21 protein-coding genes and 1 tRNA gene are annotated in these 22631 nt (G+C 64.2%); 15 read left to right on the forward strand and 7 right to left on the reverse strand.

Translation table 11 applies throughout. The features are described from left to right. Positions 1 to 35: 35 nt before the first annotated feature. A complete protein-coding gene (locus tag AMD14_RS06815) occupies positions 36 to 635 on the forward strand; it encodes an EF-hand domain-containing protein (RefSeq protein WP_003484343.1) in 600 nt (199 codons plus the stop codon). A 167-nt stretch (positions 636 to 802) separates the two neighbouring features. On the opposite strand, the gene AMD14_RS06820 is transcribed toward AMD14_RS06815, so the two are convergent. The 4 genes from AMD14_RS06820 to AMD14_RS06835 all read right to left on the reverse strand — a co-directional run bounded on the left by AMD14_RS06820 (position 803) and on the right by AMD14_RS06835 (position 3968). Further along, the gene (locus AMD14_RS06820) at positions 803 to 1288 is read right to left on the reverse strand and encodes a hypothetical protein (protein ID WP_003484342.1); all 486 of its coding nucleotides are present in this window, start codon (positions 1286 to 1288) and stop codon (positions 803 to 805) included. 221 nt (positions 1289 to 1509) lie between these two features. After that, entirely contained in the window at positions 1510 to 2022 is a 513-nt protein-coding gene (locus AMD14_RS06825) for a putative signal transducing protein (protein WP_003484340.1), read from the reverse strand. A gap of 199 nt (positions 2023 to 2221) precedes the next feature. Continuing rightward, positions 2222 to 3127, reverse strand: a complete 906-nt coding sequence (gene tesB, locus AMD14_RS06830; protein ID WP_003484338.1) for an acyl-CoA thioesterase II — start codon at positions 3125 to 3127, stop codon at positions 2222 to 2224. Between the two features lie 70 nt (positions 3128 to 3197). Then, positions 3198 to 3968 (reverse strand): enoyl-CoA hydratase/isomerase family protein, encoded by a 771-nt coding sequence (locus AMD14_RS06835; protein ID WP_011050798.1) that lies wholly within the window; start codon positions 3966 to 3968, stop codon positions 3198 to 3200. 65 nt (positions 3969 to 4033) lie between these two features. Between AMD14_RS06835 and AMD14_RS06840 the strand changes: the two genes are divergently transcribed. Next, positions 4034 to 4462 carry a copper chaperone PCu(A)C gene (locus AMD14_RS06840; RefSeq protein WP_003484333.1) on the forward strand — a complete coding sequence of 143 codons (429 nt, stop codon included), beginning with the start codon at positions 4034 to 4036 and terminating at the stop codon, positions 4460 to 4462. A gap of 116 nt (positions 4463 to 4578) precedes the next feature. On the opposite strand, the gene AMD14_RS06845 is transcribed toward AMD14_RS06840, so the two are convergent. Together AMD14_RS06845 and uvrA are read right to left on the reverse strand one after the other, a co-directional pair. Beyond that, positions 4579 to 4983, reverse strand: coding sequence for an acyl-CoA thioesterase (locus AMD14_RS06845; protein WP_003484331.1), 405 nt, complete (start codon positions 4981 to 4983; stop codon positions 4579 to 4581). Further along, entirely contained in the window at positions 4983 to 7946 is a 2964-nt protein-coding gene (gene uvrA / locus AMD14_RS06850) for an excinuclease ABC subunit UvrA (protein WP_011050799.1), read from the reverse strand. Before uvrA ends, AMD14_RS06845 begins: the two co-directional genes overlap by 1 nt. A gap of 292 nt (positions 7947 to 8238) precedes the next feature. Between uvrA and rplU the strand changes: the two genes are divergently transcribed. The 3 genes from rplU (at position 8239) to obgE (ending at position 10151) form a co-directional block, all read left to right on the forward strand. Beyond that, positions 8239 to 8559, forward strand: coding sequence for a 50S ribosomal protein L21 (gene rplU / locus AMD14_RS06855; RefSeq protein WP_003484328.1), 321 nt, complete (start codon positions 8239 to 8241; stop codon positions 8557 to 8559). Positions 8560 to 8571: 12 nt separating this feature from the next. Next, positions 8572 to 8832 (forward strand): 50S ribosomal protein L27, encoded by a 261-nt coding sequence (gene rpmA, locus AMD14_RS06860; protein ID WP_003484326.1) that lies wholly within the window; start codon positions 8572 to 8574, stop codon positions 8830 to 8832. Between the two features lie 251 nt (positions 8833 to 9083). Next, positions 9084 to 10151: a GTPase ObgE gene (gene obgE / locus AMD14_RS06865; RefSeq protein WP_003484324.1), complete on the forward strand. Its 1068-nt coding sequence runs from the start codon at positions 9084 to 9086 to the stop codon at positions 10149 to 10151. Between the two features lie 91 nt (positions 10152 to 10242). On the opposite strand, the gene rpsT is transcribed toward obgE, so the two are convergent. Next, a complete protein-coding gene (gene rpsT / locus AMD14_RS06870) occupies positions 10243 to 10512 on the reverse strand; it encodes a 30S ribosomal protein S20 (protein WP_003484323.1) in 270 nt (89 codons plus the stop codon). A 116-nt stretch (positions 10513 to 10628) separates the two neighbouring features. Between rpsT and murJ the strand changes: the two genes are divergently transcribed. The 10 genes from murJ to cyoD all read left to right on the forward strand — a co-directional run bounded on the left by murJ (position 10629) and on the right by cyoD (position 22528). Next, positions 10629 to 12221 (forward strand): murein biosynthesis integral membrane protein MurJ, encoded by a 1593-nt coding sequence (gene murJ, locus AMD14_RS06875; protein WP_011050800.1) that lies wholly within the window; start codon positions 10629 to 10631, stop codon positions 12219 to 12221. A 184-nt stretch (positions 12222 to 12405) separates the two neighbouring features. Then, a complete protein-coding gene (locus AMD14_RS06880; protein ID WP_011050801.1) occupies positions 12406 to 13428 on the forward strand; it encodes a bifunctional riboflavin kinase/FAD synthetase in 1023 nt (340 codons plus the stop codon). 6 nt (positions 13429 to 13434) lie between these two features. Then, entirely contained in the window at positions 13435 to 16266 is a 2832-nt protein-coding gene (ileS, locus tag AMD14_RS06885) for an isoleucine--tRNA ligase (RefSeq protein ID WP_011050802.1), read from the forward strand. Between the two features lie 314 nt (positions 16267 to 16580). Continuing rightward, positions 16581 to 17099 carry a signal peptidase II gene (lspA, locus tag AMD14_RS06890; RefSeq protein WP_005928801.1) on the forward strand — a complete coding sequence of 173 codons (519 nt, stop codon included), beginning with the start codon at positions 16581 to 16583 and terminating at the stop codon, positions 17097 to 17099. A 66-nt stretch (positions 17100 to 17165) separates the two neighbouring features. Then, on the forward strand, positions 17166 to 18116 hold the full coding sequence (ispH, locus tag AMD14_RS06895) for a 4-hydroxy-3-methylbut-2-enyl diphosphate reductase (RefSeq protein ID WP_003484303.1): 951 nt from the start codon (positions 17166 to 17168) through the stop codon (positions 18114 to 18116). Between the two features lie 75 nt (positions 18117 to 18191). Further along, positions 18192 to 18267: transfer RNA gene (locus tag AMD14_RS06900), tRNA-Thr, on the forward strand. Positions 18268 to 18628: 361 nt separating this feature from the next. Further along, positions 18629 to 19564 (forward strand): ubiquinol oxidase subunit II, encoded by a 936-nt coding sequence (gene cyoA / locus AMD14_RS06905; protein WP_003484300.1) that lies wholly within the window; start codon positions 18629 to 18631, stop codon positions 19562 to 19564. Beyond that, positions 19564 to 21564: a cytochrome o ubiquinol oxidase subunit I gene (gene cyoB / locus AMD14_RS06910; RefSeq protein ID WP_003484298.1), complete on the forward strand. Its 2001-nt coding sequence runs from the start codon at positions 19564 to 19566 to the stop codon at positions 21562 to 21564. The genes cyoA and cyoB overlap by 1 nt, the downstream gene beginning before the upstream one ends. Continuing rightward, positions 21561 to 22193: a cytochrome o ubiquinol oxidase subunit III gene (gene cyoC / locus AMD14_RS06915; RefSeq protein WP_171843833.1), complete on the forward strand. Its 633-nt coding sequence runs from the start codon at positions 21561 to 21563 to the stop codon at positions 22191 to 22193. The genes cyoB and cyoC overlap by 4 nt, the downstream gene beginning before the upstream one ends. Next, the gene (gene cyoD / locus AMD14_RS06920) at positions 22193 to 22528 is read left to right on the forward strand and encodes a cytochrome o ubiquinol oxidase subunit IV (protein WP_003484294.1); all 336 of its coding nucleotides are present in this window, start codon (positions 22193 to 22195) and stop codon (positions 22526 to 22528) included. The genes cyoC and cyoD overlap by 1 nt, the downstream gene beginning before the upstream one ends. Positions 22529 to 22631: the final 103 nt, after the last annotated feature.

Here is a 22631-nt window from a genome sequence, read left to right on the forward strand (position 1 = left end):
TGCCGCGTGTGGTTCCTATCTTCCAGGAGTGTCTCATGACGTCACGCAAACCCTTTCTCGCCCTGGCCGTGCTGGCCGCGCTGTCCACCGGCACCGCGTTCGCCGCCACCGTGCCGGCTCCCGGCGATGCGCCGCGGCCTGCCAAACTCGACAAGAACGGCGATGGCGTGATCGACCGCAGCGAAGCGGCCGCCGATCCGACGCTGGCCGCGCAGTTCGATACGCTGGACACCAACAAGGACGGCAAGCTGTCGCGCGACGAGCGCCCGCATCATCGTGGCCCGGGTCGCGATGGGCGCGGCGGACGCGGCGAATGGATGGCCAAGCTCGATACCAACAAGGATGGCCGTATCAGCCGCGAAGAAGCCAAGGCCGACCCCAAATTCGCTGCGCGCTTCGACCAGATGGATCTCAACAAGGACGGCTTCGTCGACCGTGCCGACCGTGAATTGCGCATGCAGCAGCATCGCGATGCGTGGTTCGCCAAGGCCGACACCGACAAGGACGGCAAGTTGAGCAAGGCCGAGTTCGATGCCGCATCCAAGTGGCGTGGCGGGCACGGGCCGGGCGGGATGGGCAGGCACGGCGACGATGGCAAGCCGTCACCGGCAACCGCGCCTGCGACCAACCGCTGAGGCATCGCCGACCGCGGCGCTCGTTGCGCATTGGCGAGTGCCGCTCGGGTGAGCGGTGAGTTCACCCAGCTGTTTGCAGTACGTAACAAGGCGCCGATCGACCGCGCCCTTCCGCCTGGCGGGAGGGCGCTTGCGTTTGGAACAGACGCTGAGTGCGGGTACAACGCTCAGTCGTGCTTCCAGGACGTAGGAACCGGATTGGAGACGGTGTTCTTCTCCAGTGTGTACGTGCCGTTCTGCTGCGCGATCGCTTCGCCGGTGTCGACGATGGCGTTCTGGATAAAGACATTCTGCTTGTCGCCGCGCACGAAGGTCAGCTGGTGGAACGCAGTCTTGTTGCCCCAATCTTCCGAGGGCAGGGAGATGAACCGGATGGTGTAGCTCTGGTCGTCGAATGTTCCCTGCAGCACATAGACGCCGTAATGGTTTTCGCCCTGGGAAATGATTTTGTACATGCCGTTGCTGAAATAATAGATTTCCGCATCGGGGAATGGCTTCTTGTCGTAGAGCTTGCGGTAGTGAAGCACCTGCTTGAAGGTCGGTGCTCCGAAACTCACCGATAGCGTCTTGCCATCGGCGGACTTGGTGAGTCCGTCCGCATGCGCGCTCATGCTGACCATCATCAGCAGACTGGTGAACAGACTTGCCTTCACGTCATGACTCCGGGGTCTGGTTGAATCCTGACCGCTTATAGCAGCGCGGGCGCTGCCCGATGACTGCGACAGTCGGATACGAACCCATCACTTCGGATCGCGCGAGGTTGCTCGCCAGGCGCCTGCCTTCGCATGCCATGCGACGCAGGCCGGCAACGGATGTGACCGCGCCGACGAACATGCCTGTGGTACCAGCGGGTGGCCGCGCCGGGGAGCTGGGGTCAGCGGGTCGGCTGGATCCGCACGCGCACTTCGTCGTCTTCTGCTGCCGGTTGTACGGCATCTGGCGCCGGCGCCTGTTGCGATGCCGGCTGGGCCGCTGGTGCCAGTTGCGTCGGCGCGTTGCGATGGCGCATCACCACCACCATCGCCACGGCGCCGATCACCAGCAGCAACACCAGGCGGATACGCCAGGCCCAGCTGCGCGCACTGGAGCTGGAGCCGTTTTCGCCTTCGCGGAAGGTGTATTCCACGTTCGGCAGGTCGCGGCGGGTGGTGTCCAGCAGGCGGGCGTCGCGCAGCAGCTCGCGTGCGCGCGGCTGGTCGTTGGCATGCACGATCCAGACGGTGGGCTGCGCCTGGGCGTTGCTCTGTTCCAGGTAGCTGAACTGGCCGCCGCGCTTGCTTTGATAAGAGCGACCGTTGCTGATGCGGATCTCGATTCCCGCATCGCGCAAGAGATTGGCCACGCCTTCGGCGGTTTCGATACGTTGACTGCTGAAGATCTTGCGCATGGTGGAAAACGCCGTTGGGTCCGGAACAGATGGCGCCGTTGAGGCGCCAGTTCAAGATGAAACATCAAGGTGGGGGTGATGCGGTCAGGGGATCGCATGCGGTGTCTGCAGTGCGCGGGAAGCGGTGCTCGGCTGCCTTCACCCAGCCAGAGTGCGCACTGGCCATCAAGCGGGGTGCCGTGCTGTCGCGATGTGAGATCTATTCCTTGGCCGGCACGGCAATCGCGCTGCCGTCAGGCACCACCCGGATCAGGCCTTCCTGCGTGGTGCTGGCCACCAGCACGCCGTCGCGGGTGAAAAACTGCCCGCGAGCCAGACCGCGCGCGCCCTGCGCGGTGGGGCTGTCGAGCGAGTACAGCAGCCAGTCGTCGGTACGGAATGGACGATGGAACCACAGGGCATGATCGAGCGAGGCCATCTGCACGTTCGGCGTGTAATAGCTGATGCCGTGCGGAAATGTCGAGGTGCCCAGCAACTGAAAATCCGACGCGTACGCAAGGAGCGCTTGATGCAGGCCCACATCGTCTCCGATGGGATCGTTCAAGCGCAGCCACATCTGCTGGAACGGCGGGCGCTTGGGCGGCCTGAGTTCGTCGCGCGGAAAGACATGGCGAAACTCGAACGGGCCACCGCGCGACAGCCAACGCTGCACCTTGGCCGGCAGCTTGGCCAACACGTCCGGTGCCAGCGGTGCGGCCGGTTCGATGTCTTCCGGTGGCGGCACCACCGGCATCGCCGACTGATGCTCGGCGCCTTCTTCGTGCTCCTGAAACGAGGCCGCGCAAAAAAAGATCACCTTGCCGTGCTGGATCGCGGTGACCCGGCGCACCGAGAAACTGCCGCCATCGCGGGTGCGGTCGACGTCGTAGACGATGGGGTGGTCGATATTGCCGGCACGCAGGAAATACGCATGCAGCGAATGCGCCTGGCGGCCGTTTTCCACCGTCGCCTGCGCTGCCGCCAACGCCTGGCCCAGCACCTGCCCACCGAACACGTATTTGGTGCCGATGTCGCGGCTCTGGCCACGGAACAGGTTGTCTTCCAGGCGCTCCAGCGACAGCAGGCTGATCAGTTCGGAGACGACGGGTTCGGCGGTGGCGGACAAGAGGCTGGCCTGGGCATGCGACGGACAGCGAGTATACCGGCCCGCCCGAGGGGCGCCGCGACGGCAGGGCTCAGGCCTTTTGCAGGCGCGCCACCAGGCCATGCAGCGCGGTCTGCGCATCCGGCGCGTACCAGCCATCGATGAAGCGCTCCAGCTGGATCAACTCCGGCGCCAATGCCGCGCGCAGGTCGGCGCGCGCAATCGCGCGCGTGGTCAACATCGGTTGGCGGGGAAGCTGCTGCAGCTCCTGCAGCCACGCCACCGCGCGCGCGGTGACCAGCTCGCCATCGACCAGTTCGTCCACCAGCCCGATCGCGACCGCCTGTTCGGCCGGCAGCAGTTGCCCGGAGATCAGCAGGCGTTCGGCGCGGTGCGCACCCACCACGCGGCGCAACAGGCGTTGGATACCCTCCGGCGCAGCAAGGCCAACCTGCACTTCGTTGAGGCCAATCGTATAGGGTCTTGCGGTATCGGCGCTGCGCGCCATCACCCGGTAGTCGCAGCACAGCGCCAGCACGCAGCCGCCGGCCGGCGCATGCCCGCCGATGGCCGCGACCACCGGCACGCGGCTGTTGGCCAGCGCCTGCGCCGCATCGAAGAACGCGGTCCAACTGGCCAGCAGCGCAGCGCGGTCGGCGCCATGGGCCAGCAGATGCGGCACATCCATGCCGCCGGAAAAAATCCGCTCACTGCCCGACAGTACGATGCCGTCGACCTCCTCGCCGGCCTGCTGCACCGCAACGCTCAACGCCTGGCACACCGCGCTGTCCAGCGCATTGACCGGCGGACGCGCCAGACGGATTTCGCGAAGACGGCCATGGTCTAAGATCTGAATGCTCATTCGGGGCTCCTGGAGGTCGGGTCATGATAGACGGCAGTCGAAGCAGGCGGGTTAGGTATGCCGGCGTGTTGCTCGCGGCGTTTGGGCTGGCGGCAAGTGCGGGCGTGCCGGCGCAATGCCTGCCCGAATTCAAGAATGGCTGGATCCGCATTCCGCCGCCCGGTGGCATGGGCATGGCGGCCGGGTTCGGGCAATTTCATAACGGCTGTGCGCAGCCGCTGACGATCACTGCTGCCAACAGCAGCGTATTTGCCGATGTCTCCTTGCACGAAACCACACAGGTCAATGGCGTCAGCCGCATGCGTGCGGTGCCCGAACTGGCATTGCCGGCCGGCAAATCTGTGCCGTTGGCGCCGGGCGGCCTGCACCTGATGTTGATGGACGCCAGTGCGCCGTTGCAGGAAGGCGCGCAGGTGCCGGTGAGCTTTACCCTGCAGGACGGTCGCCAAATCAAGGCTACCTTGGAAGCACGCAAGCGCGCGCCCGGGTCTTGAGTGTTTGATGGCTGTTGCGCACTTGCGCCAGCATTGAAATGAAAGCGGCGGCTCCACACGGAGCCGCCGCCGATCTTTCGCGTTGCTGCAACCTCAGCGAATGAGTCGATGGGAATTCAGCTGCTGGCCGCGCGCACCGCATCCGGTAGCGCGGCGCTCTTGCCGGTCTGCGTATCGATCCACACCACCACCACGTTGCCATCGGAGTACAGCTTGCTGTCGTCCTTCTGGTCGAAGATGCGGTGGCCGATGGTCACGCTGCTGGTGCCCAGGCGTTCGACGAACAACTCGACGGTGATGTCGTTGGGCCAGATCAACGGCTGCTTGTAGTTGACATTGGTGGCGGCAACCACCGGCGCGATGCGGTCGGTCATCGCCACGCCTTGCACGCCCAGCATCCAGCGCACGCGCGCTTCTTCCAGATAGGAAACGTACTTGGCGTTGTTGACATGGCCCATGCTGTCCATATCGCGCCAGCGCACGCTGATCGGGATGCGTGCCAGAATCTTGTGTTCGCTCATCAGCTTGCCTTCTTCGCAGTCTTCTTGGTGGCGGATTTGGCAGCCTTGGCCACCTTCTCCGGTTTGACCTTGCGCGGCGGACGCGCATCAGGCTTGTTGGCCATTGCCGCCGGACGCGTCTCGCGCGCCTTCACCGACGGCAGCATCTTGGCCAGGAACTGCCCGGTGTAGGACGCCTTGTGTGCAGCCACTTCTTCCGGCGTACCGGAGACCAGGATGGTGCCGCCACGATGGCCGCCTTCCGGGCCCAGATCCACGATCCAGTCGGCGGTCTTGATCACGTCCAGATTGTGTTCGATCACCACCACCGTGTTGCCTTCGTCGCGCAGCTTGTGCAGCACGCCGAGCAACGCTTCGATATCGTGGAAGTGCAGCCCGGTGGTCGGCTCGTCGAGGATGTACAGGGTGCGCCCGGTATCGCGCCGCGACAGCTCCTTGGACAGCTTGACGCGCTGCGCCTCGCCGCCGGAGAGCGTGGTCGCGCTCTGGCCCAGCTTGATGTAGCTCAATCCCACATCGACCAGCGTTTCCAGCTTGCGCGCGATCGACGGCACCGGCTCGAACAGGCGCAGCGCATCTTCCACGGTCATCTGCAGCACGTCGCTGATGTTGAAGCCCTTGTAGCGGATCTCCAGCGTTTCGCGGTTGTAGCGCTTGCCGTGGCAGACGTCGCAGGGCACGTAGACATCGGGCAGGAAGTGCATCTCCACCTTGATCATGCCGTCGCCCTGGCAGGCCTCGCAGCGGCCGCCACGCACGTTGAAGCTGAAGCGGCCCGGCGAATAGCCGCGTGCACGCGCCTCGGGTACCTGCGCGAACAGCTCGCGCAAGGGCGTGAACATGCCGGTATAGGTCGCCGGATTGGAACGGGGCGTGCGTCCGATCGGCGACTGGTCGATATCCACCACCTTGTCGAACAGGTCCAGATTCTCGACTTCGCGATGCGGTGCCACCGTGTGCGAGGCGCCATTGATCTCGTTGGCCGCCAGGGTGAACAACGTGTCGTTGATCAACGTCGATTTGCCCGAGCCGGACACGCCGGTGATGCAGGTCAGCAGGCCGGCGGGAATATCCAGGTCGACATTCTTCAGGTTGTTGCCAGTGGCCCCGCGCAGATGCAGCATCATCTTCGGGTTGGGCTTGTGGCGCTGCTTGGGAATCTCGATGCGGCGCTTGCCCGACAGGTATTGGCCGGTCAACGAGCGTGGCGATTTCAGGATGTCGTCCAGCGTGCCTTGCGCGCAGATTTCGCCGCCATGCACGCCCGCACCGGGGCCGATGTCCAGCACATGGTCGGCCAGGCGGATCGCATCTTCGTCATGCTCGACCACGATCACGGTGTTGCCCAGATCGCGCAACCGCGTCAGCGTGCCGAGCAGGCGTTCGTTGTCGCGTTGGTGCAGGCCGATCGAGGGCTCGTCCAGCACGTACATCACCCCGACCAGGCCGGCGCCGATCTGGCTGGCCAGGCGAATGCGCTGCGCCTCACCGCCGGACAAGGTGTCGGCCTTGCGCTCCAGGGTGAGGTAATCCAGACCCACATCGACCAGGAAGCCCAGTCGCTCGCCGATTTCCTTGACGATCTTGGCCGCGATCTCGCCGCGCCAACCCGGCAGCGACAGGCCACGGAAAAAGCTCAACGCCTCGTTGACCGGAAGCACCACCAATTCCGGTAGTGGGCGATCGGCCACGAACACGTTGCGCGCAGCGCGATTCAAGCGCGTGCCGTTGCAGGCGGGGCAGGGTTGCTGGCTGACGTACTTGGTCAGCTCTTCGCGCACCGCCGGCGATTCGGTTTCGCGGTAACGGCGTTCCAGGTTCGGCAGGATGCCCTCGAAGCGATGCTTGCGCGTGGTGCGCCCGCCCGCATCGGTGAAGTAGGTGAAGCTGATCACCTCATCGCCGCTGCCGAACAGCACCGCCTGCCGCACCTTGGCCGGCAGCGTATTCCACACCGCATCCACGTCGAACTTGTAGTGCTTGGCCAGCGAAGCAATCAGCTGGAAATAATAGGCATTGCGTCGGTCCCAGCCGCGCACCGCGCCGGCCGACAGCGACAGTTCGGGATGCACGACCACGCGATCGGGGTCGAAGAATTCGGCCACGCCCAGGCCATCGCAGCTCGGGCAGGCGCCCACCGGTGCGTTGAACGAAAACAGTCGCGGTTCCAGCTCCGGCAGCGAGTAGTCGCACACCGGGCAGCTGTATTTGGACGAGAACAGGTGCGGCGCGGCTGCCGGGTCGTCCAGCGACTGCACCGCCACCATGCCTTCGCCGAGCTTGAGCGCGGTTTCGAAACTTTCCGCAAGACGCTGCTTGATGTCTTCGCGCGGACGAAAGCGGTCGATCACCGCTTCGATGGTGTGTTTCTGGCGCAATGCCAGCGGCGGCACCGCATCGATTTCGTAGAGTTCGCCGTCCACGCGCACGCGCACGAAGCCCTGCGCACGCAACTGTTCGAACACCTGCGCATGCTCGCCCTTGCGGTCGCGGATCACCGGGGCCAGCAACATGTAGCGCTGCTCCTGATCCTGGGCGAGCATGTGGTCGACCATCTGGCTGACGGTCTGCGCTTCCAGCGGGAAGCCATGGTCGGGGCAGCGCGGCTGGCCCACGCGTGCGTACAGCAGGCGCAGGTAGTCGTAGATCTCGGTGATCGTGCCGACGGTGGAGCGCGGGTTATGCGAGGTGGATTTCTGTTCGATCGAAATCGCTGGCGACAAGCCTTCGATGTGGTCCAGGTCCGGCTTTTCCATCACGCTGAGGAACTGGCGCGCATACGCCGACAGCGACTCGACGTAGCGGCGCTGGCCTTCTGCATAGATGGTGTCGAATGCCAGCGACGACTTGCCCGAGCCGGACAAGCCGGTGATCACGATCAGTTTGTCGCGGGGCAGGTCGAGGTCGATGTTCTTGAGGTTGTGCGTCCGCGCGCCGCGGATGCGGATGAAATCCATCGCCATGGGGGATCCGATGTCGGGCCGGCGAACCGGCAGTGGTGCGAGCGTGCTCAGCAGGAATGAGTGGCAGTCGATCAGCCTACCCGCCGACCTAGGTGAGGGCAATTGCCCCAAATGCCAGTCTGCCGGGGCGGTTGTGGCGGCCGGATGATGCGTTCTACCAGCCCAATGCGGGCGGGTCGCGGCCAGACTGCTTGCGACTTGACCCGAAACCGGCTAGGCCAGTACAATTCCGCTCCTGTCTGCCCCATGGGCAAGTCAGGCGACCATAATAACTACAGAGGAACACCTGGTCATGTACGCAGTTCTGGTAACCGGCGGTAAGCAATACCGCGTCGCGCAGGGCGAAACGCTCCGCGTGGAAAAGCTCGAAGTCGAAGCTGGCAACGAGATCAAGTTCGACACCATCCTGATGCTGGGCGATAGCGATGGCATCAAGCTGGGCGATGCGCTGAAGGGCGCCTCGGTCACCGCCAAGGTCGTGGCCCACGGCCGCGCCGACAAGGTGCGCATCATCAAGTTCCGTCGCCGCAAGCACCACATGAAGCGTCAGGGACACCGTCAGCACTACACCGAAATCGAGATCACCGGCATTGCCGGTGGCGACAAGAAGTAAGGAGAACCAGTCATGGCACATAAAAAGGGCGTAGGTTCCTCGCGCAACGGTCGCGATTCCAACCCGAAGTACCTCGGCGTGAAGATCTTCGGTGGCCAGGCCATCGACGCCGGCAACATCATCGTGCGTCAGCGCGGCACCCAGTTCCATCCGGGCGCCGGCGTCGGCCTGGGTCGTGACCACACGCTGTTTGCGCTGGTCGACGGCAAGGTGGAGTTCTCCACCAAGGGTCCGAAGAAGCGTCGTACCGTCAGCGTGGTTGCCGAGGCGTAATCGCCCGCTCCATGCAGGCCAGTTCGCATGTGCCGCAAGGCTATGCGAACGAGACGGAAAGCCCCGCTTCGGCGGGGTTTTTCGTTTGACGGCTGGGAATCGGGAGTAGGGAATCGGGAATCGGAAAAGCCGGTCCTGCATCCCGTCGCGTTTTTCTACAGCCGTGCTGGCGGGTGTTTTCGCCGGCAGGAATCCGCCGCTTTTGCTGGCCGATTCCCTATTCCCTATTCTCAATTCCCGGTTGTCATCCCATGAAGCTAGTCGACGAAGCAGAAATCCTGGTCACCGCCGGTAATGGCGGCAATGGCTGTGTCGGCTTTCGCCGCGAGAAGTTCATTCCGCTGGGCGGGCCCGATGGGGGCGATGGCGGTGCGGGCGGTAGTGTCTGGATCGTGGCCGACGAGAACGTCAACACACTGGTCGATTTCCGCCATGAGCGCACCTTCAAGGCGCAGCGCGGCGAGAACGGCATGGGGCGTCAGGCCTACGGCAAGGGCGGCGAAGACCGCATCATCGTGGTGCCGGTCGGTACCGTGGTGATCAACGTGCAGACCGATGAAGTGATCGGCGACCTGACCCAGCACGGCGACCGCTTGCTGGTGGCCAAGGGCGGCAAGGGCGGCCTGGGCAACATGCATTTCAAGAGCTCGGTCAACCGCGCGCCGCGCCAGGCGACCACCGGTGAGGAGGGCGAAGAGCGTCTGCTCAAGCTGGAACTGAAGCTGCTGGCCGATGTCGGCCTGCTGGGTTTCCCCAATGCCGGCAAGAGCACCCTGATCCGTGCGGTGTCCGCGGCAACCCCGAAGGTGGCCGACTACCCGTTCACGACCCTGTATCCGAATCTGGGCGTGGTCAGTGTCGAGGCGTACCGCAGTTTCGTCATCGCCGACGTGCCGGGCCTGATCGAAGGCGCGGCCGACGGCGCCGGGCTGGGCACGCAGTTCCTGCGCCATTTGCAACGCACCCGCCTGCTGCTGCATCTGGTGGATATTTCGCCTGCTCTGGGCGTGTATGGCGAGGGCGGTGTGGACGGCGTATCGCCGGCCGATCAGGTGCGCACCATCGAGCGCGAGCTGGAACGGCACGATCCCGAGTTGCTGAAGAAGCCGCGCTGGCTGGTGCTCAACAAGGCCGACCTGATGTTCGAAGACGAGGCGCGTGCCGCTGCAGAAACCATCGTGGCCGAGTTGGGCTGGACGGCGCCGTGGTACCTGGTTTCCGCTCTCGGGCGCGATGGCACCTTCCCGATCATGAAAGACGTGATGGCATTCTTCGATCGCCAGCGCGAAGACGAGCTCGAAGCGCGCAATGCGGGCTGAGTGCAGGCGCAGGCACACAAAAAACCCGGCCAAGGCCGGGTTTTTCTGTATTGCCGGAAGCCAGGCTGCCGGCAATGCGCCAACTGGTCGCTTACGCGGCCTTGATGGCCTTGATGCGCGCGGTCAGGCGGCTCTTGTGGCGTGCAGCCTTGTTCTTGTGGATCAGGCCGCGGGCGCTGAAACGGTCGAGGATGGGCTGAGCAACGGCGAAAGCAGCTTCGGCGCCTGCAGCATCGTTGGCGTCAAGGGCCTTGATCACCTTCTTGACGGCGGTGCGCAGCATCGAGCGCTGACCGGTGTTGCGCTCATTGCGCACAATGGTCTGCTTGGCGCGCTTCTTGGCGGACTTGATATTGGCCACGGTGGTGGGTTCCTGAAAAATCGGTATGGTGGAAAAAGCAAGCGCGAAAGTATGATGGACCCGGATATGTACGTCAAGTCAGTTGTCAAGAGGGATGCAGCGTGAGCAAGCCCGGCATGTTGAGAGGCCTGCTCTCATTCAGCAGTATGACCATGATCTCGCGGGTGCTGGGCCTGATCCGCGACCAGGCGATTTCCACCACCTTCGGCGCCAATGCGGTGACCGACGCGTTCTGGGTGGCCTTTCGCATTCCCAATTTCCTGCGCCGGCTGTTCGCCGAGGGCTCGTTCGCCACCGCCTTCGTGCCAGTGTTCACCGAGGTCAAGGAGACCCGCCCGCATGCCGATCTGCGCGAGCTGATGGCGCGCGTGTCCGGCACCTTGGGCGGGATGTTGTTGCTGATCACCGCACTGGGGTTGATCTTCACCCCGCAACTGGCCGCGGTATTTTCCGATGGCGCGGCCACCGATCCGGAAAAATACGGTTTGTTGGTCGATCTGTTGCGGCTGACCTTTCCATTCCTGCTGTTCGTCTCGTTGACGGCGCTGGCCGGTGGCGCGCTCAACAGCTTCCAGCGTTTTGCCATTCCGGCGCTGACGCCGGTCATCCTCAATTTGTGCATGATTGCCGGCGCGCTGTGGTTGGCGCCGCGGTTGGAGGTCCCGATCCTGGCGCTGGGCTGGGCGGTCCTGGTGGCCGGTGCGCTGCAGCTGCTGTTCCAGCTGCCGGCGCTGAAGGGCATCGACCTGCTGACGCTGCCGCGCTGGGGCTGGAATCACCCGGATGTGCGCAAGGTGCTGACCTTGATGATCCCGACCTTGTTCGGCTCGTCGATTGCGCAGATCAACCTGATGCTGGATACGGTGATCGCCGCGCGCCTGGCCGATGGGTCCCAATCGTGGCTGTCGCTGGCCGATCGCTTTCTGGAACTGCCGCTGGGTGTGTTCGGCGTGGCGCTGGGCACGGTGATCCTGCCGGCGCTGGCCCGCCATCATGTCAAGACCGATCGCACTGCCTTCTCCGGCGCGCTGGACTGGGGCTTCCGCACCACCCTGCTGATCGCGATGCCGGCCATGCTGGGCTTGCTGCTGCTGGCCGAACCGCTGGTGGCGACGTTGTTCCAGTACCGCCAGTTCACCGCGTTCGATACCCGCATGACCGCGATGTCGGTCTACGGCCTGAGCTTCGGTTTGCCGGCCTACGCCATGCTGAAGGTGCTGTTGCCTGCCTTCTACGCGCGCCAGGACACCCGCACGCCCGTGCGTGCAGGCGTGGCGGCGCTGATTGCCAACATGGTGTTCAACTTCGCGCTGCTGGCGGTCGTGTACCAGATCATGGTGCCGCCCGAACTCAAGGCGCAGGGTGTGATGCAGGCGCTGGGCAAGCAGCCGGGCCTGCATCTGGCGTTGGGTATCGCCAGCGCACTGTCGAGTTATCTCAATCTGGGTTTGCTGTGGTACTGGCTGGGCAAGTCCGGGGTGTACCAGCGCCGGCCGGGCTGGGGCGGCTATGCGCTGCGTCTGCTGCTGGCATGTGCGGCGATGGTGGCAGTGCTGTTGAGCTTGCTGTGGTGGCTGCCGTCGTTTACGCAGATGGACAAATGGAACCGCATCGGTTGGCTGGCGGTGCTGGTGGGCAGCGGCGGGGCGACGTATCTGGTTGCGCAATTGGCGCTGGGGCTGCGGCCGCGGCATCTGCGCGAAGGCTGAGGCGACTACCGAACCAGTGCGCTGCAGGTCGCCTGCACTGTCCAGAGATCGCCCATCCCTGCGCAACCGCAGGCGGTGACGCGCCGCCCGCCCGGGTACGCTCATGCGGCTTGACAGGCACGGCTATACTTGCAGGTTATGTATCAACGAGGGCCGGCCGGCCGGCATCTGTTTGGATCGAGGAATGAGCAGGCTGTTTAGAGACGTCGAGGGCGGGACGCTGTTCCCGCGCGGAAGCGTGGTCTGCATCGGCGCCTTCGATGGCCTGCATCTGGGGCATCGGACGCTGGTGCAACACGCTGTGGCACGTGCCCGCGCACTCGGTGTGCCGGCAGTGGCGGTGAGCTTCGAGCCGCTGCCGCGCGAGTTCTTCGCACCCGCCGCGCCGCCGCCGCGTCTGACCCTGGCACGCGCCAAGATCGAAGGCCTGTACGGGTTCGGCGCCGACAGCGTGGGCATGATCCGTTTCGACGGTCGCCTGTCCAAGATGCGTGCGGAAGATTTCGTGCGGCTGGCGCTGGTTGCCCGGCTGCGCGCGCGCGAAGTCTGGATTGGCCCGGAATTCCGTTTCGGCCATCGACGCAGCGGCGACATCGGCCTGTTGCGTACGCTCGGCGAGCAGCATGGCTTTGTGGCGGGCGAGATTGCGCCGGTGCATCTGCATGGGGAGCGGATTTCGGCAACGCGGATTCGCGAACTGCTCGGCGCCGGCGAATTCGCCCGCGCTGGCGACTTGCTCGGTCGCCCGTACGCCATCGGTGGCCGGGTCGTGCGCGGCAAGCAGCTTGGTCGTACCTTGGGCTATCCCACCGCCAACCTGCGCTTTCCGCGCACGCCGGCGTTGTCGGGGATCTATGCGACCTGGGTGCATGGCGTGGCCGAGCGGCCGTGGCCGTCGGTCTCCAGCTTCGGCACGCGTCCCACCGTGGCGGGCGTGGAGCCGCTGCTGGAAGCGCACTTGTTCGACTTCCAGTGCGATCTGTATGGCCGGCACATTGCCGTCGAATTCGTTGCCAAGTTGCGCGACGAAGAAAAGTTCGATGGCCTGGAGGCGCTGACCGTGCAGATGCACCGCGATGCCGAGCAGGCACGTGAGGTACTGGCGGCGCATATGCGTTCTGAGCAACAACCCTCGACTACGGCGAGTCCCTCGCAAGAGCCCGCACGTCCATGTGCGGACTTCTCAAGCAATCCAGCGCAACGGTAGGTTCCTGTGACCCAAGATTACAAAGCCACTCTTCATCTGCCTGCGACGGAATTTCCGATGCGCGGCGACCTGCCCAAGCGCGAGCCGGCGATGCTGGAGCGCTGGGAGCGCGAGGGCTTCTACGCGCAACTGCGTGCCAATGCCGCGGGGCGGCCGCTGTTCGTGCTGCATGACGGCCCGCCGTATGCGAACGGCCAGATCCACCTCGGCCATGCGGTCAACAAGATCCTCAAGGACATCATCGTCAAGTCGAAATATCTGGCCGGCTTCGATGCACCGTATATCCCGGGCTGGGATTGCCATGGCCTGCCGATCGAGATCGCGATCGAAAAAAAATACGGCAAGGTCGGCGTCAAGCTCGATGCGGCCGAATTTCGGCAGAAGTGCCGCGAATACGCCACCGAGCAGATCGATCTGCAGCGGCGCGATTTCAAGCGCCTGGGCGTGATCGGCGATTGGGACAACCCATACAAGACGCTGGATTTCCGCTTCGAAGCCAACGAAATCCGCGCGCTGGCCAAGGTGGTCGATAACGGCCACCTGACCCGCGGCGTCAAGCCGGTGCACTGGTGCTTCGATTGCGGTTCGGCGCTGGCCGAGGCCGAGATCGAATACGCCGACAAGGTGTCGCCGACCGTGGATATCGCCTATCCGGCGCGCGACCCGGCTGCGGTCGCTGCTGCGTTCGGCGCGAGCCTGCCGGCGGGCGTGGGCGTGGCGGTGCCGATCTGGACCACCACGCCGTGGACGCTGCCGGCGTCGCTGGCGGTGAGCCTGGGCGCGGAGCTGGACTATGTGCTGGTCGAAGGTCCGGCCGATCGCGGCCAGCCGCGCTGGCTGGTGATCGCCGAAGCGTTGGCTGCCAAGGCGCTGGCGCGGTACGGCGTGGGCGAAGTCGTGGTGCATGGGCACGCCAAGGGCGCGGCGCTGGAGCACATGCTGCTGAATCACCCGTTCTATGCCGAACGCGAGATCCCGCTGCTGCTGGGCGACCACGTGTCGGCCGAGGATGGTACCGGCGCGGTGCATACGGCACCCGGCCACGGCCAGGAGGACTATCAGGTCTCCAAGCAATACGGGCTGCTGGAGCGCTACGGCGCTGCGCAGATCAATCCGGTGGACGGGCGCGGCGTGTATCTGCCGTCGACCCCGCCGCTGCGCGACACCGTGCTGGCCGGGCTGCATATCTGGAAGGCGAACGACGTCATCATCGAAGCGCTGCGCGAGACCGGCGTGCTGCTGGCGGCCAGCAAGATGGAGCACAGCTACCCGCATTGCTGGCGCCACAAGACGCCGATTGCGTTCCGTGCCACGCCGCAGTGGTTCATCTCGATGGAGCAGGCCAACCTGCGTGCCGATGCGCTCAAGGCCATCGAAAACGTGCATTGGTATCCGTCCTGGGGCCAGGCGCGTATCGCCGGCATGGTCGACGGGCGCCCGGACTGGACCATCTCGCGGCAGCGCACCTGGGGCGTGCCGATCGCCTTGTTCGTGCATCGCGAAACCGGCGAGCCGCATCCGCGCAGCACCGAGTTGCTGCGCCAGGTCGCCGACCGCGTGGAGCAGGGCGGCGTGGATGTCTGGTACACGCTGGACGCGTCCGAGCTGCTGAGTAGCGAGGCCGCAGATTACGAGAAGATCACCGACATCCTGGATGTGTGGTTCGACTCCGGCGTGACGCACGAAGCGGTGCTTCCGGATCGTGGGCTGCCCAAGCCGGCCGACCTGTATCTGGAGGGTTCCGATCAGCATCGCGGCTGGTTCCAGTCGTCGCTGCTGAGCGGCGTGGCGATGGACAAGGCGGCGCCCTACAAGCAGTGCCTGACCCACGGTTTTACCGTGGACGAGCACGGCCGCAAGATGTCCAAGTCGCTGGGCAACGGCATCGAGCCGCAGGACATCATGAAGACGCTGGGCGCGGACATCCTGCGCCTGTGGATCGCCTCGGCCGACTACAGCAACGAGATGTCGCTGTCGCAGGAGATCCTCAAGCGCAACGCCGATGCCTACCGCCGCCTGCGCAATACCGCGCGCTTCCTGCTCGGTAACCTGCATGGCTTCGATCCGCTGCAGCACCTGGTGGCGCTGGACGAGATGGTGCTGCTGGACCGCTGGATCGTGCATCGCGCGCACGAGCTGCAGGAAAAGATCGTGGCCGCCTACGCGCGCTACGACTTCGCCGAGATCGTGCAGGCACTGCTGAACTTCTGCAGCGTGGACCTGGGCTCGCTGTACCTGGATGTCACCAAGGACCGCCTGTACACGATGGCCGAAGACGCGCGCGGCCGCCGGTCGGCGCAGAGCGCGATGTACCACGTGGCCGAGGCGTTCGTGCGCTGGATCGCGCCGGTATTGAGCTTCACTGCCGAGGAACTGTGGGGCTACCTGCCGGGCAAGCATGTCGACAACGTGCTCTTCGCCACCTGGTACGACGGCCTTGCGCCGTTGCCGGCCGACGCTGCGTTGAGCGGTGCGGATTTCGACAAGTTGCTGGTCCTGCGCGAGCAGGTGGCCAAGGTGCTGGAGCCGATGCGTGCCAATGGCGCGATCGGTGCGGCGCTGGAAGCGGAAATCACCGTGGCCGCCGATGCGCAGACCGCTGCGCGCTGGCAGCCGCTGGCCGAGGAACTGCGCTTCTTGTTCATCAGTGGCGACGTCACCGTGACCGCGGCCAGTACCGACGACATTTTCGTCAGTGCGCAGCCCACGACCAAGGCCAAGTGCGTGCGCTGCTGGCACCACCAGGCCAGCGTGGGCAGCGACCCGCGTCACCCGGAACTGTGCAGCCGTTGCGTCAGCAATATCGAAGGTCCGGGCGAGCGGCGTCGCTGGTTCTGAGGCCGCCTCGCCGGCGGCGCGTGGCAGGGACCTGGCCACGCACTGCCGGCGTCTGGCGCTGGCGCAGTCCGCGTCAGACGCCGGGGTAGCCCTGGTTGCTCTGCAGCGACGCGGCCGGTCCCGCCATGCGCCTGGCTTGCTGAAGCTTGGGGCACGCATTGGGGCAGGGCGGCGCGGCTGGTCGAGCTGCCCGTGCCATCCTTGTCCGCCTGCAAGCCAGCATCTGTCGTTTTCTGCCGCTGCCGTCACTCGACCTCCCACCCAGGCGTCTTCTCCGGCATCGGAGCAGCGGCCACCAACTGCGATCTTTCGACATGAGTCAACGCCCCAACCCCTCGGCCCTGATCTGGCTGCTGCTCTCTGCGCTGGTGGTCGGCCTGGATCAGTGGAGCAAGGCCTGGGTGCTGTCCAGCCTGCCCGAGTACACCCCGGTGCCGGTGATCGACGGCTTCTGGAATTGGTACCGCACCTACAACACCGGCGCAGCTTTCAGCTTTCTGAGCGATGCCGGCGGCTGGCAGCTGTGGTTCTTCACTGCGTTGGCGGTGGGCATCAGCGGCCTGCTGGCGTTCTGGCTCTCGCGCACCGCGCGGGGGCAGTGGCGCAGCGCGCTGCCATATGCGCTGGTGATCGGCGGGGCGATCGGTAACGTGATCGACCGGCTGATGCACGGCCACGTGGTGGATTTCATCCAGTGGTATATCGGCAGCCACACTTGGCCGTCCTTCAATATCGCCGACTCGGCGATCGTGGGCGGCGCGATCGGGATTGCCGTGTTCGGCTTGTTCGACAAATCCGACAAGCAGCAGCCGGGAACCGGGAATCTGCGCTGAAGCCTGCCTGCAGGCGCGTGCCGCCCGGTCCGACCCCTCGTCCCTCATTCCCGTAGAATGCCCGCCATGGATGTCCTGCTCGCCAATCCCCGTGGTTTTTGTGCCGGTGTCGACCGTGCGATCGAGATCGTCAAGCGTGCGATCGAAACGCTGGGCGCGCCGATCTATGTGCGGCACGAGGTCGTGCACAACCGCTTCGTGGTCGACGACCTCAAGCAGCGCGGCGCGATCTTCGTCGAAGAACTCGACGAGGTGCCCGACGATGCCACGGTGATCTTCAGTGCGCACGGCGTCTCGCAGGCGGTGCGTCAGGAAGCCGAACGGCGTGGACTGAAGGTGTTCGACGCCACCTGCCCACTGGTGACCAAGGTGCATTTCGAGGTGGCGCGGCACTGCCGGGCAGGGCGCGACGTGGTGCTGATCGGCCATGCCGGGCACCCGGAAGTGGAAGGCACGATGGGGCAGTGGAGCCGCGAGCGCGGGGCGGGCACGATCTATCTGGTCGAAGACATCGAGCAGGTCGCCACGCTGGATGTCCGCCAACCCGATAACCTTGCCTATACCACCCAGACCACCCTGTCGGTGGACGACACCATGGGCATCATCGAGGCCTTGCGTGCGCGCTACCCGGCGATGCAGGGCCCGCGCCACGACGACATCTGCTACGCCACCCAGAACCGCCAGGACGCGGTGCGCGATCTGGCGCGCCAGTGCGATCTGGTGCTGGTGGTCGGTTCGCCCAACAGCTCCAATTCCAACCGGTTGAGCGAGCTGGCCCGGCGCGACGGGGTGGAGTCCTACCTGATCGACAATGCCAGCGAGATCGACCCGGCCTGGATCGTCGGCAAGCAGCATATCGGCCTGACCGCCGGCGCCTCCGCGCCGCAGGTGCTGGTCGATGGCGTGCTGGAGCGCTTGCGCGAACTGGGCGCGGCCGGCGTCTCCGAGTTGGAAGGCGAGCCGGAATCGATGGTCTTCGCGCTGCCCAAGGAGCTGCGCTTGCGTCTGGTCAGCTAAGACGACGCCCTCCGGCAAGGCGAGCACGTTCGGCGATTGACCCAGGGGGCGCTGCGCTCCTACAATTCACGGCTCGCCGGAATAGCTCAGTTGGTAGAGCGGCGCATTCGTAATGCGTAGGTCGTAGGTTCGATTCCTATTTCCGGCACCACGCTCCAAGACTGGGTCGGCTCATGCCGGCCCAGTTGCGTTTTGAGGCGTCGAGAACCCGGCGTTTCACGTAGCTCTCGCATGCATTGCACGCGCGCAAACCTGCCCCATTTGCGAACGCAACGGCGCAATTCTTGCCTCGCGCCGCGCTGCGACAACATGTCGCACAAATTGGCGCGCTTTTATTGCGTCAGATCATTGCCAATGGGTTTCGTGCAGGTGCAGCAAAGACTAAAATTAGCGCGCTAACCCGTGTCTTCGGTCTGCGCAGTTCATCTCCTCCAGGAAGACGGCTGCGTCGGGAACATCCCAGGACCGATACGACGAACGAGGCTGGCGTTCCTTCGCACTTGGATCGACCGATGATTCCGCTGAAACAGCTCGGGCGTTTACTTCGTCCAGGTCTGATGTTGCCCTTCCTGCTGCTGGCAGGCTGCAACTCGGCCATCCTCAATCCGAAAGGCCAGATCGGCCACGACGAAAAGCAACTGCTGATCACCTCGGTGGTGCTGATGCTGATCGTGGTCATCCCGGTGATCGTGATGACGATTGCGTTCGCGTGGAAATATCGCGCCTCCAACACCAAGGCGCGCTACGAGCCGGACTGGTCGCACTCCACCGCCATCGAAGTGGTGGTGTGGTCGATCCCGTGCGTGATCATCCTGGTGCTTGCGGTGCTGACCTGGCGCTCGTCGCACGCGCTGGACCCGTACCGGCCGCTGGATTCGGACGTCAAGCCGATCACCATCGAAGCGGTATCGCTGGACTGGAAGTGGATGTTCATCTATCCCGACCAGAACATCGCCACCGTCAACGAGATCGCGTTCCCGGTGCACACGCCGCTGAACTTCAAGATCACCTCCGACACGGTGATGAACTCGTTCTTCATCCCGCACCTGGGCACCATGATCTACGCCATGGCGGGCATGGAAACCAAGCTGCACCTGGTGGCCAACGAGCCGGGCGAATACTTCGGCCTGTCGACCAACTACAGCGGTCATGGCTTTTCGAAGATGAGCTTCAAGGCGCACGCCGTCGATCAGGCCGGCTTCGAGGCCTGGGTGGCCAAGGTCAAGGCATCGCCGACCGCGTTGAACGCTGCCGAGTACCAGGTGCTGGCAGCCAATCGCAACGACAAGGAACAGTACCCGGTCACCTACTACTCGTCGGTGCAGGACGGCATGTTCCGCTCGCTGGTCGACAAATACATGAATGGTCCGGGCCACAGTAAAGGCCACGGCGACCATCAGGCATCGGCTACGGAGCCGGTCGCCATGTGCACTTCTGGAGACAAGTGATGCTAGGCAAACTCACCATCGAGGCAGTTCCGTACCACGAGCCGATCATCATGGTCGCGCTGGGTGGTGCCGGCCTGCTCGGCCTGCTCATCGCGGGCGCCATCACCAAGTACAAGCTGTGGGGCTATCTCTGGAAAGAGTGGTTCACCTCGGTGGATCACAAGCGCATCGGCGTGATGTACATCATCGTGGCGCTGGTCATGCTGCTGCGCGGCTTTGCCGACGCGGCGATGATGCGCACCCAGCAGGCGCTGGCCGGCGGCGGTGGCGAGGGCGTGCTGCCCCCGCATCACTACGACCAGATCTTTACCGCGCACGGCGTGATCATGATCTTCTTCATGGCCATGCCGTTCATGACCGGCCTGTTGAACCTGATCGTGCCGCTGCAGATCGGTGCGCGCGACGTGGCGTTCCCGTTCCTGAACTCGCTGAGCTTCTGGCTGTTCGTGGCCGGTGCGGCGCTGATCAACATCTCGCTGGGCGTGGGTGAATTCGCGCAGACCGGTTGGCTGGCGTATCCGCCGTTGTCGGGGCTGGAATACAGTCCGGGGGTCGGTGTCGATTACTACATCTGGGCATTGCAGGTGTCCGGCTTAGGCACATTGCTGACCGGCATCAACTTCTTCGTGACGATCATGCGCATGCGCGCGCCGGGCATGACCCTGATGCGCATGCCGATCTTCACCTGGACTGCGCTGATCACCAACATCCTGATCATCGCCGCGTTCCCGATCCTGACCGTGGCGTTGGCGCTGCTGGGTGCCGACCGTTACCTGGGCACGCACTTCTTCACCAATGACGGTGGCGGCAACGCCATGATGTACGTCAACCTGATCTGGATCTGGGGTCACCCAGAGGTCTACATCCTGATCCTGCCGGCATTCGGCATCTTCTCCGAGTTGATCGCGACCTACAGCCGCAAGCGCCTGTTCGGCTACACCTCGATGGTGTACGCCACCTCCTGCATCGGCGTGCTGTCGTTCGTGGTGTGGTTGCACCACTTCTTCACCATGGGCTCGGGTGCCAACGTCAATGCCTTCTTCGGCATCACGACGATGATCATCTCGATCCCGACTGGCGTGAAGATCTTCAACTGGCTATTCACCATGTTCCGCGGTCGCGTGCACATGACCTCGCCGGTGCTGTGGACGATCGGCTTCATCATCACCTTCACCATCGGCGGCATGACCGGCGTGATGCTGGCGATTCCGGCGGTGGACTTCGTGCTGCACAACAGCCTGTTTCTGATCGCGCACTTCCATAACGTGATCATCGGCGGCGTGGTGTTCGGTTACCTGGCGGGCCTGACCTACTGGTTCCCGAAGGCGTTCGGCTTCAAGCTCAACGAAAAGATCGGCAAGGCCTCGTTCTGGTGCTGGATCATCGGCTTCTTCGTGGCCTTCATGCCGCTGTACGTGCTCGGCTTCATGGGCATGACCCGTCGCATGAACACCTACAACCACCCCGAATGGGCGCCGTGGCTGTACGTTGCCGCCGTGGGTGCTGCGATCATCGGCATGGGCATCTTCTTGAACCTGGTGCAGATCGGTTACAGCGTGTGGAAGCGCAAGGAGCACATGGACTACACGGGCGACCCGTGGGATGGCCGTACGCTGGAATGGGCAACTTCCTCGCCGCCGCCGTTCTACAACTTCGCCGTGCTGCCGCACATCGACGACCGCGATCAGTTCTGGGCCGACAAGCAGAACGGCAAGGGCTGGGTGCGTCCGTCCAAGTACGAAGCGATCCACATGCCGCGTAACACCGGCGCCGGCGTCTACATCGGTGCCTTCAGCGTGCTGCTGGGCTTCGGTCTGATCTGGCACATCTGGTGGCTGGCCATCATTGGCCTGGTGGGCATGATCGGCAGCTTCATCGCACGCACCTTCGATGACGACATCGATTACTGGGTGCCGGCCGACGAAGTGGAGCGCATCGAAAACGCACGTTTCGCCCTGCTCGAACAGCAACAAGCGGCGCAGGCCGCGAAGGTGGTATGACCATGGCTTCCTCGACCACGCTTGACCACGCCGCCCACGTGGGCGGCCACGATCACGACCACGAGCATCACGACGGCGGTGGCAACACCGTCTTCGGGTTCTGGGTCTACCTGATGAGCGACTGCCTGCTGTTTGCCTGTCTGTTCGCCACCTATGCGGTGCTCTCCGGCGCCACGGTGGACGGGCCGACTGCCAAGGAGCTGTTCGATCTGAAGTTCGTGCTGGTGGAAACCTTCCTGCTGTTGTTCAGCAGCCTGAGCTTCGGCTTTGCGATGATTGCCGCGCACAAGCGCAAGATGGGCGGCCTGTACGGCTGGCTGGCGGTGACCGCGCTGCTGGGTATCGGCTTCCTGTGCATGGAAGTGTGGGAGTTCAACCATCTGATCCATGAAGGTGCCGGCCCGGGGCGCAGCGCGTTCCTGTCGGCGTTCTTCACCCTGGTGGGCACGCACGGCCTGCACGTGGCCTCCGGCCTTCTGTGGATGGCCGTGCTGGTGATCCAGATTTCCAAGAACGGCCTGACAGCGCGCAACAGCACGCGTCTGGCCTGTCTGAGCCTGTTCTGGCACTTCCTGGACATCATCTGGATCGGTGTGTTCACCGTCGTCTATCTGCTGGGAGCGCTGTAATGGCCAATCACCACCACACCGATACCGCTGCCGACGCGCATGCCGGCGGCCTGAAGTCCTACCTGATCGGCTTTGTGATGGCCGTGATCCTCACCGTCATCCCGTTTGCGATGGTGATGAGCGGCGCATTCTCCAAAGGCGTCACCATCGTGGTGATCTCGGTCATGGCCGCGGTGCAGATGCTGGTGCACATGGTGTACTTCCTGCATATGGACCGCACGCCCGAGCAGCGCTCCAACGTGCAGGTGGGCCTGTTCTCGCTGCTGATCATCGGCATCGTGATCGTGGGTTCGCTGTGGGTGCTGCACAACATGAACGTCAACATGATGCATTGAGACGGCCGCTAGCTGGATCGATGTCCCGTTGAAGAAGAAGCCGCCAAGCAATTGGCGGCTTTTTTTCGCCCGCAGCATGACCAATGGCATACGGGGAAGCACA

The organism is Xanthomonas citri pv. citri (genome assembly GCF_000961215.1).
Classification (GTDB): domain Bacteria; phylum Pseudomonadota; class Gammaproteobacteria; order Xanthomonadales; family Xanthomonadaceae; genus Xanthomonas; species Xanthomonas cissicola.

Coding starts and splice junctions, on each gene's coding strand:
- AMD14_RS06815 (WP_003484343.1), top strand. CDS start 36: ATGACGTCACGCAAACCCTTTCTCGCCCTGGCCGTGCTGGCCGCGCTG.
- AMD14_RS06845 (WP_003484331.1), bottom strand. CDS start 4,983: ATGAGCGAACACAAGATTCTGGCACGCATCCCGATCAGCGTGCGCTGG.
- AMD14_RS06880 (WP_011050801.1), top strand. CDS start 12,406: ATGAGCAGGCTGTTTAGAGACGTCGAGGGCGGGACGCTGTTCCCGCGC.
- uvrA (WP_011050799.1), bottom strand. CDS start 7,946: ATGGCGATGGATTTCATCCGCATCCGCGGCGCGCGGACGCACAACCTC.
- AMD14_RS06835 (WP_011050798.1), bottom strand. CDS start 3,968: ATGAGCATTCAGATCTTAGACCATGGCCGTCTTCGCGAAATCCGTCTG.
- ispH (WP_003484303.1), top strand. CDS start 17,166: ATGGATGTCCTGCTCGCCAATCCCCGTGGTTTTTGTGCCGGTGTCGAC.
- murJ (WP_011050800.1), top strand. CDS start 10,629: ATGTTGAGAGGCCTGCTCTCATTCAGCAGTATGACCATGATCTCGCGG.
- cyoC (WP_171843833.1), top strand. CDS start 21,561: ATGACCATGGCTTCCTCGACCACGCTTGACCACGCCGCCCACGTGGGC.
- cyoB (WP_003484298.1), top strand. CDS start 19,564: ATGCTAGGCAAACTCACCATCGAGGCAGTTCCGTACCACGAGCCGATC.
- cyoA (WP_003484300.1), top strand. CDS start 18,629: ATGATTCCGCTGAAACAGCTCGGGCGTTTACTTCGTCCAGGTCTGATG.
- obgE (WP_003484324.1), top strand. CDS start 9,084: ATGAAGCTAGTCGACGAAGCAGAAATCCTGGTCACCGCCGGTAATGGC.
- cyoD (WP_003484294.1), top strand. CDS start 22,193: ATGGCCAATCACCACCACACCGATACCGCTGCCGACGCGCATGCCGGC.
- lspA (WP_005928801.1), top strand. CDS start 16,581: ATGAGTCAACGCCCCAACCCCTCGGCCCTGATCTGGCTGCTGCTCTCT.
- rplU (WP_003484328.1), top strand. CDS start 8,239: ATGTACGCAGTTCTGGTAACCGGCGGTAAGCAATACCGCGTCGCGCAG.
- AMD14_RS06825 (WP_003484340.1), bottom strand. CDS start 2,022: ATGCGCAAGATCTTCAGCAGTCAACGTATCGAAACCGCCGAAGGCGTG.
- rpmA (WP_003484326.1), top strand. CDS start 8,572: ATGGCACATAAAAAGGGCGTAGGTTCCTCGCGCAACGGTCGCGATTCC.